Raw genomic sequence first — 7,821 nt, forward strand, 5'->3', positions numbered from 1 at the left:
CCGGCCCGCGCGGCGACCACCATCTCGGCGGGCTCGTAGAGGGTGATGCCGGTGAGCCCCGTCGCGGAAAGCGTCGCCTCGTCCTGGGGCGGACGGCCGAACGCCGCCTTGGTGCCGCCGCCGACGAGCCGCAGCGGCTCCGACCGGCCGGCGGCCTGCGCGACGATGGCGGCCGCCTCCTGCTCGTTGGCCGGCGCGTATGAGGTCATCGTTTCCGTCCCGTGGGGTGTTTTTGAACGTTTCTCGAAAGGCCGGACTCAAACCCCGATTGGGCGAAGCTGGCAAGCCGAAGTCACCGCGCGGCCGCGGGAAGCCGCTTCGGAAAACGCTCCCGCACGATCGTGCGAAGCCCCGCGATGTCGAGGAACCAGACCAGCGCGCCGTAGACAAGCACGCCGACGGCGACGCAGGCCGGCAGGGCGAGCGCCGGTTCGAGGCCCCGGAACGGCAGGACGCTCAAGATCATGGCGAGGCAGGCGCCCGCGGTCAGGGCGAGGTCGCGGCCCGGCAGACGCAGCCGTTCGACGCCCATCAGCGCCTTGCCGCCGAGCACGACGACGGCCGCCGTGAGACCCAGGGTCTGCGCGACGGCGACGCCCTGCGGCCCCATCAACCGCGGCAGGAGGAGGATGCCGATCCCATTGACGGCCAGGCCGACGAGGGCGGCGGAGACGACCGGGCTGGTCCGGCGCCGGATCTGGAAGACGGGATTGAGGGCGAAGTTCATGATCGAGAGGCAGAGCAGCCCCGGGATCAGCCAGTCGGTATAGTCGGCGAACGGGCCGCGGAACTCCTCCGGCACGATCAGCGCCTGGAGCGCGGGCGTCACCGCCCAGTAGCCGGCGGCGCAGGGCAGGAGCAGGGCCACCACGATGGCGATGTTGCGCGAGACCTGGGTCTCGGCGGCCTCGCGGCCGTGATGCTCCTCGGCCTGCACGGCGATCTGGAACAGGAGCAGGTCGAGCGCCGCGCCGAGCGTGGAAAACGCCCGCGAGCCGAGATCGGCGGCGAGCGCGAAGTAGCCGGCCTCGGCGAAGCCCGCGGTCCCGGCGATGGCGGCGCGGTTGAGGAAGGGCATGATCTGGTAGACGGCGTTGGCCGCGATCAGGGGCAGGCCGTAGACCGCGAACAGGCGCAGGGTCTCCCGGGCCTTGCCCCGGGGCAGGGCCGGCGCGTGCCCGAGCAGCCCGTCGCCGAGGACCTTGCGCATCGGCAGCACCGCCAGGAACTGGCTCAAGCCCCCCGCGATCAGCACCCAGACCGGCTGCGGAAACAGCCACGCCGTGCCCGCCATCAGCACGAAGGCGAGCGCGTTCTTCCACACCACCAGCCGGAGGTAGGCGCCGCCGATGAAGCGGGCGCGGGCGAGCGCCGCGTGGTAGTCGAACAACCCGATGCCGATCGCCGCGACCATGGTGCCGGCGGTCATCACCAGCCGGCCCTCGGGGGTCGGGTTGACGGCGATCCCGAGCCCGGCGCAGAGGGCGGCGGCGGCGAACAGCGCCAGGGCGACGGCCCCGTAGGCCTGGTCGAGCCCGCGGCGGATCCACGGCTCGGCCTCGCGCACCCGCGCCGAGTAGAACCGCGTCGCCGAGAGCCGCAGCCACTCGAACAGGAGGGTGTTGAGCACCACCGCGCCCGCCGTCGCCAGGGCGAAGCGGCCGAAATCGGCCGGACCCAGCATCCGGGCGATGGCGATGCCGAGGACGAAATTCAGCCCGGCATTGAGGATGAAGGCGGCGATGACGGCCATGAAGGATCGGGCTCGCTCGGATCTGCCGCTCGTTCGGAACGCGCCAGGGCAGATTTGAGGCGAGACCCAAAGAAAGATTGAACGGACAGGCCCCGGCACGCCGAGGCCGGGGCCAATCCGGAATCGGTCGGGCGAGAGGCGGCGGGGCTACAGCAGCTTGGCGACCTCGAAATGCATGCCGTCCAGGCGGGTCCTGAAATGTCCGCCCCAGAAGAAGCCGTGGGCGTTCGCGATGGTCACGAGTTCGCGGACCGATCCCTTCTTGTCGATGGTCGCTGGGATCCTGTCGCGGGGATTGAAGGCGGCATTGATGTCGAAGGCTGCGCCGAAGGCGTGGCAGCTGAGCGAGGCCTGCGATCCGCGGATGAGCCGGGGCACGAAGCTGCCGTCGAAGGTCAGGATGCGGTCGAGCAGCCCGGCCTTCTCCCACGCGGCCCAGAGCGCCTGCAGTTGCGGCGCCGCCTTCCGGTTGAACGGAAAGGCGAAGGGCCCTTTCCTGCCGGCGACGTCGAGGGTGGTGACCTGAACGTTCACGATCTCCTTCTTGTCCCAGCCGTCCGTGATCCGGATATGCTCCGGATTGTCGGGTTGGGGATCGAGGACGTACTGGAACGTCCCGAACAGCGCCTGCCGGGCCGCGGTGTTCTTCAGAGGGACGAAATCCGGTGCCGGCGGAAAGGTCGTCCCCGTGCCGGTGCCGGCGACGAACGGCGCGGCCGGCTTCGTCGCAGCGCCTCCTGCCCCTGTGAGAGCGACGGCGAAGCTCGGAGTTCCACCGCCGCCCCAACCGTCCTTGCCCGCGACTTCCATGCAGTCGTTGAACCAGGCGACGAAGCGGTCGATGTGCTGGCCGGTCCCAGCCGGGTAGCAATGGGTCCGCCAGCGGTTCTTGTCGCTGTCGTCGCGACGCAGGGAGCCGGCATTGTAGGCGGCGGCGACCAGCGGCGGGTCGAAATGCGTCTGCGCTCGCTGCTGGGCGATGTAGGCGGTGCCGGCGGCGATCGAGGTTGCCGGGTCGAGGAGATCGTCGCCCCGCAGGCTGCCGCGTCCGAGGGCGCCCCGTGCCGTGCGGACGAGGGTTTGCATCAGGCCGACGCTCTCGTCGTTGATCTTGGGCTCCCGCCGGCGGGCGGTCGGATCGCCGGAACTCTCGGTGGCGATCGTCGCGACGATCAGTTCGACCGGCACGCCGTAGGCCCGCGCGCTGGCGGCGCAGGCCTCGCCGTACTTGAGCCAGATCTTGCGCACGGTCAGAGGCTGTCCGTAGGTGCCCTGCGGCTGCGCACCGTCGACGCCGATCCCGGCGGCGCCGAGGTTCCAGGCCACGCTGTCCGGGAACAACCGGTGCGGCTTGGTCAGGCCGGGAAGGGCGTCGGTGAGGGTGCTCGCATCGGCCGGCTTGGCCGGCTCCAGCAACTTGGGCGAGGCCACCTCTGGGTCCGCGTCCGGGGCCGGCGCGGGTACGGGCGCAGGTGCGGCGATCACGGTGGGTTCGCGCGCGGCGACGCGCTCGATGCCCTCGCCGAGATTGCGGACGGCGGTCGAGATGACGTCGCTCTTCTCCTTCGAGCCCTGGCTGCTGCCGTAGTAGAAGGAGACGATGGTCGCGGCGATGCCGTTGATGAAGCCGACCGCGGTGCCGATCAGACTGAAGGCGGCGGTCGTCAGTTCCGCCTTTCCCGGATCGAACGTGAAACCGCCGAGCGAGATGTAGAGCGCGCCGGCGATCATCATGAACATGCCGGCCACCGCGAGGATCACGATCGCCATGCCGACGTTGAAGCTGCGCAGCGCCAATCCGGTCGATTGCTGAAAGTCGCCGGCCCGTTGCCGGTCTTTGATCTCGAGTTCGGCGAAGCGGATGCCGGCATCGAGTTCGTACTGTCGCAGGCTGGCTTCGGCCTTCTTGAGGTCGAGGATCAGTTGAGGGTCGTCCGCCTTCGTGCGGACGATGTCCGTGACCTGCTCGGGCGTGAGCGGCGGCTTCGTCGCGGGCGGAGAGGCGACCGGCGACTGCGGCAGATACTTGTCGAGAACGCCGGTCACGACGGAGGCGGCGATGTTGCTGAACGGCGGCGGCAACCCCAAAGCCGTCAACAGGGTCGGCGCGGCGTTGCGAAGGATCGTCTTGACGAAATCCGGTACTTCCATCGACCCACTCCTGGTGAGACGGCAAATAACCTGCGAATCAAAGGATTTTATCAATTTCGGCGATATTTTCATGCTTTCGGCGCGAGGCGCAATACCTCAGTTTGCAGGCCGAAGATGAAAATGTGCGGCTCTCGGCAGGAAAGAGCGGCCTGACATCAGTAGATGACTCGAGATAAGATGAAAATTATCTCATTATTTGATGAATTTATATATTCAATGCGTGATGCGGCAGAGAGGCCGCATTCCATTCCGCATAACTCGAAAAAGACCTGTCTTGTCTTTGTCGAGAACTCAGCTCATGTGTTCGGGCCGAGCGGTCAGAGCCGCGCCTTTACAGCCAGCCCTTCGAACGGAAATAGAGCAGCGGCACGACGGCCGAGATCGCGATCAGCGCGAGGCCGTAGGGATACCCGTAGACCCAGTCGAGTTCCGGCATGTGCTTGAAGTTCATGCCGTACATGGAGGCGACGAGCGTCGGCGGCACGCCGACCACCGATACGACGGTGAGGATGCGGAAGGCGTTGTTCTGCTCGATGTTGATGAGGCCGAGCGTGGCATCGAGCAGGAATTGAACGGTCTCGGAGAGTCGCGTCTCGAACTCGTCGAGCGAGGCGATGTCCCCCGCCAGGGTATCGAAGCGCGGTGCATCGTCCGCCTTGAGGATCTGGCCGCACTCGCTCTTGGCGAAGGCGATGATGCGCCCGAGCCCGAGCAGGCTCGCGCGGACTTTCGACAACGACTTCCCGTGGCGGCCGACCGAGCGGAGCAGGCGGCGCAGCGCGAGGTCGCGCCGCTTGGGAGCGGTGGAATCGCCCTTGCGGGCACCGGGCCGGGCGCCGGAATCGAAATCGAAGATGCGCGTCGAGAGCGAGTCGAGGTCGCCGGACATCTCCTCGAGCAGGTCGGCGAGGTTGTCGACCAGTTCCTCGACCACGAGCAGGAACATCCGCGTGCTGGACCCTCCGTCGCCATCGCCGTCGTCCACACGTTTTCTGACCGCCGCAAAGGCCCGCATCTCGTGGAAGCGCACGGTGACGAGGTGGTCCGCATTCAGCAGGAAGCCCAGCGGCTTCAGGCTGAAATCCGAACGGTCGAAGGTGACCATCGGCGTCGAGAGGGAGAGGCCGTCGCGGTTGCGGCGCAGGCGGCTCGACGATTCGACCTCGCTCAGCGCCGCGCGCGAGGGCACGCGGATGCCCGTCTTGCGCTCGACCTGCTCGGCCTCCTCGGCGGTCGGATCGTTCAGGTCGATCCAGAGCGCGTGATCGGGCAGGCTCGCGCCGCCCTCCGCGCCGCCGTGCTCGACGGCGCCGTTTGCCCCATGCAGGCTCATCATCGGGAAGAATCGTCCGTCTCGTCCGGGCTGCGCGAGAAATTCGTGCGAAAACGCCGCAGCCGTTAGGAAGCTGCGCCTTGACTCGAAATCGGCCCGCGCCTATCTCGCGGCCGTCGTTAGCACTCACTTGCTTAGAGTGCTAACAAACAGGTGGAGCGCGGTCGCCCCCGGCCGCATGAAGACCAACCGCCATTTCGAAGCAAGAGGGCAGCTCATGAAGTTCCGTCCGCTGCACGACCGCGTCGTCGTCCGTCGCATCGAGAGCGAAGAGAAGACGAAGGGCGGCATCATCATCCCGGATACCGCCAAGGAGAAGCCGCAAGAGGGCGAGATCGTCGCCGTCGGCCCCGGCGCCCGTGACGAGCAGGGCCGTGTCAACGCCCTCGACGTCAAGGTCGGCGACCGCGTTCTGTTCGGCAAGTGGTCCGGCACCGAGGTCAAGATCGACGGCCAGGATCTCCTGATCATGAAGGAATCCGACATCATGGGCGTCGTCGCCGCCTAAGGCCGACCCCGTTCCATCGCCCTTCGAGGCCGCTCCCGCAGGCTTCAGGGCTTTCCGATACTCTCATCTGAGGCAGGTACTCACATGGCAGCGAAAGACGTTCGTTTCTCCGCCGACGCTCGCGACAAGATGCTGCGCGGCGTCGACATCCTCGCGGATGCCGTCAAGGTCACCCTCGGCCCCAAGGGCCGCAACGTCGTCATCGAGAAGAGCTTCGGCGCCCCCCGCATCACCAAGGACGGTGTGACGGTCGCCAAGGAGATCGAGCTCGCCGACAAGTTCGAGAACATGGGCGCCCAGATGGTGCGCGAAGTGGCCTCGAAGACCAACGACATCGCCGGTGACGGCACCACCACCGCCACGGTGCTGGCCCAGGCGATCGTCCGCGAGGGCGCCAAGTACGTCGCCGCCGGCATCAACCCGATGGACCTGAAGCGCGGCATCGACCTCGCCACCCAGGCCGCGGTGAAGGACATCACCGCCCGCGCCAAGAAGGTCGCCTCCTCCGAAGAGGTCGCCCAGGTCGGCACGATCTCCGCCAACGGCGACACCGAGATCGGCGAGATGATCGCCCACGCCATGCAGAAGGTGGGCAACGAGGGCGTCATCACCGTCGAGGAGGCCAAGACCGCCGAGACCGAGCTCGACGTCGTCGAGGGCATGCAGTTCGACCGCGGCTACCTCTCCCCGTACTTCGTCACGAACGCGGAGAAGATGGTCGCCGAGCTCGAGGATCCCTACATCCTCATCCACGAGAAGAAGCTCTCCTCGCTGCAGCCGATGCTGCCGGTGCTCGAGGCCGTGGTGCAGACCGGCAAGCCGCTGCTCATCATCGCCGAGGACATCGAGGGCGAGGCGCTCGCCACCCTCGTCGTGAACAAGCTGCGCGGCGGCCTGAAGGTCGCGGCGGTGAAGGCTCCGGGCTTCGGCGATCGCCGCAAGGCGATGCTCGAGGACATCGCGATCCTCACCAAGGGCCAGACCATCTCCGAGGATCTCGGCATCAAGCTCGAGAACGTCGCCCTGCCGATGCTCGGCCGCGCCAAGCGCGTCCGCATCGAGAAGGAGAACACCACGATCATCGACGGTCTCGGCGAGAAGGCCGACATCGAGGCCCGCGTCGGCCAGATCAAGGCGCAGATCGAGGAGACCACCTCGGACTACGACCGTGAGAAGCTCCAGGAGCGTCTCGCCAAGCTCGCGGGCGGCGTCGCGGTGATCCGCGTCGGCGGCGCGACCGAGGTCGAGGTCAAGGAGAAGAAGGATCGCGTGGACGACGCGCTCAACGCCACCCGCGCCGCGGTGGAAGAGGGCATCGTTCCGGGCGGCGGCACGGCCCTGCTCCGCGCCAAGAAGGCGGTCGCCGAGCTGAAGTCCGACGTTCCGGACGTCCAGGCCGGCATCAAGATCGTGCTCAAGGCGCTCGAGGCTCCGCTGCGCCAGATCGCCCAGAACGCGGGCGTCGAGGGCTCGATCGTCGTCGGCAAGATCACCGACAACACCGGCTCCGAGACCTTCGGCTTCAACGCGCAGACCGAAGAGTACGTCGACATGATCCAGGCCGGCATCGTCGACCCGGCCAAGGTCGTGCGCACCGCCCTTCAGGACGCCGCCTCGGTGGCCGGCCTGCTGGTGACCACGGAAGCCATGGTCGCCGACGCGCCGAAGAAGGACAGCCCCGCTCCGGCGATGCCGGGCGGCGGCATGGGCGGCATGGACTTCTAAGTCCAAGCATCCATCGAAGATCGGAAGAGGGGGTCGCCGCGAGGCGGCCCCTTTCTCTTTTGAGCGCCCGGAGCGTCGGGCGCGAACGGCCGGGACGGGAACGGTCCGTTCTCAAGAAAAGCGGTGGACACTATCCTATGCGATGGCTGGCGGTTCCGTCTCTCGGCAGCCTCGTCCCGTGACCGGCCAGATGTCTGCGAACACCGTGACGGATCGTACGCCCGCCCCATCGCCCCCGTCCCTGCGCCTCCGCGAGGAGATGCTCGGCCTGATGCAGGCGCTGGCCGACGGAATCCGGATCGACGGTTTGATGGCCGATCAGCTCTCGCAGATCGCCGATCGCGCCCGGCT

The 7,821-nt window shown here is 67.5% G+C and carries 6 protein-coding genes; 2 read left to right on the top strand and 4 right to left on the bottom strand.

The genetic code is table 11. The features are described 5' to 3' along the window. The 4 genes from MFF42_RS19785 to MFF42_RS19800 form a co-directional block, all read right to left on the bottom strand. Positions 1–209 (bottom strand): FAD-binding protein (locus MFF42_RS19785; protein WP_238257285.1); only part of this gene is annotated, 209 nt, incomplete at its 3' end. 83 nt (positions 210–292) lie between these two features. Next, complete coding sequence (locus MFF42_RS19790) at positions 293–1,753, bottom strand: lipopolysaccharide biosynthesis protein (protein ID WP_238257286.1); 1,461 nt, start codon at positions 1,751–1,753, stop codon at positions 293–295. Positions 1,754–1,900: 147 nt separating this feature from the next. Further along, entirely contained in the window at positions 1,901–3,904 is a 2,004-nt protein-coding gene (locus tag MFF42_RS19795) for a transglycosylase SLT domain-containing protein (protein WP_238257287.1), read from the bottom strand. 331 nt (positions 3,905–4,235) lie between these two features. Beyond that, complete coding sequence (locus MFF42_RS19800; protein WP_238257288.1) at positions 4,236–5,240, bottom strand: magnesium transporter CorA family protein; 1,005 nt, start codon at positions 5,238–5,240, stop codon at positions 4,236–4,238. Positions 5,241–5,454: 214 nt separating this feature from the next. On the opposite strand from MFF42_RS19800, the gene groES reads away from it, so the two are divergent. Both groES and groL read left to right on the top strand, forming a co-directional pair. Next, entirely contained in the window at positions 5,455–5,745 is a 291-nt protein-coding gene (gene groES, locus MFF42_RS19805; protein WP_012457015.1) for a co-chaperone GroES, read from the top strand. An 84-nt stretch (positions 5,746–5,829) separates the two neighbouring features. Continuing rightward, complete coding sequence (groL, locus tag MFF42_RS19810; RefSeq protein WP_238257289.1) at positions 5,830–7,470, top strand: chaperonin GroEL; 1,641 nt, start codon at positions 5,830–5,832, stop codon at positions 7,468–7,470. Positions 7,471–7,821: the final 351 nt, after the last annotated feature.

The sequence above is a fragment of the Methylorubrum podarium genome, from assembly GCF_022179745.1.
GTDB classification, from domain to species: Bacteria; Pseudomonadota; Alphaproteobacteria; order Rhizobiales; family Beijerinckiaceae; genus Methylobacterium; species Methylobacterium podarium.

Coding starts and splice junctions, on each gene's coding strand:
- MFF42_RS19790 (WP_238257286.1), bottom strand. CDS start 1,753: ATGGCCGTCATCGCCGCCTTCATCCTCAATGCCGGGCTGAATTTCGTC.
- MFF42_RS19795 (WP_238257287.1), bottom strand. CDS start 3,904: ATGGAAGTACCGGATTTCGTCAAGACGATCCTTCGCAACGCCGCGCCG.
- groL (WP_238257289.1), top strand. CDS start 5,830: ATGGCAGCGAAAGACGTTCGTTTCTCCGCCGACGCTCGCGACAAGATG.
- MFF42_RS19800 (WP_238257288.1), bottom strand. CDS start 5,240: ATGATGAGCCTGCATGGGGCAAACGGCGCCGTCGAGCACGGCGGCGCG.
- groES (WP_012457015.1), top strand. CDS start 5,455: ATGAAGTTCCGTCCGCTGCACGACCGCGTCGTCGTCCGTCGCATCGAG.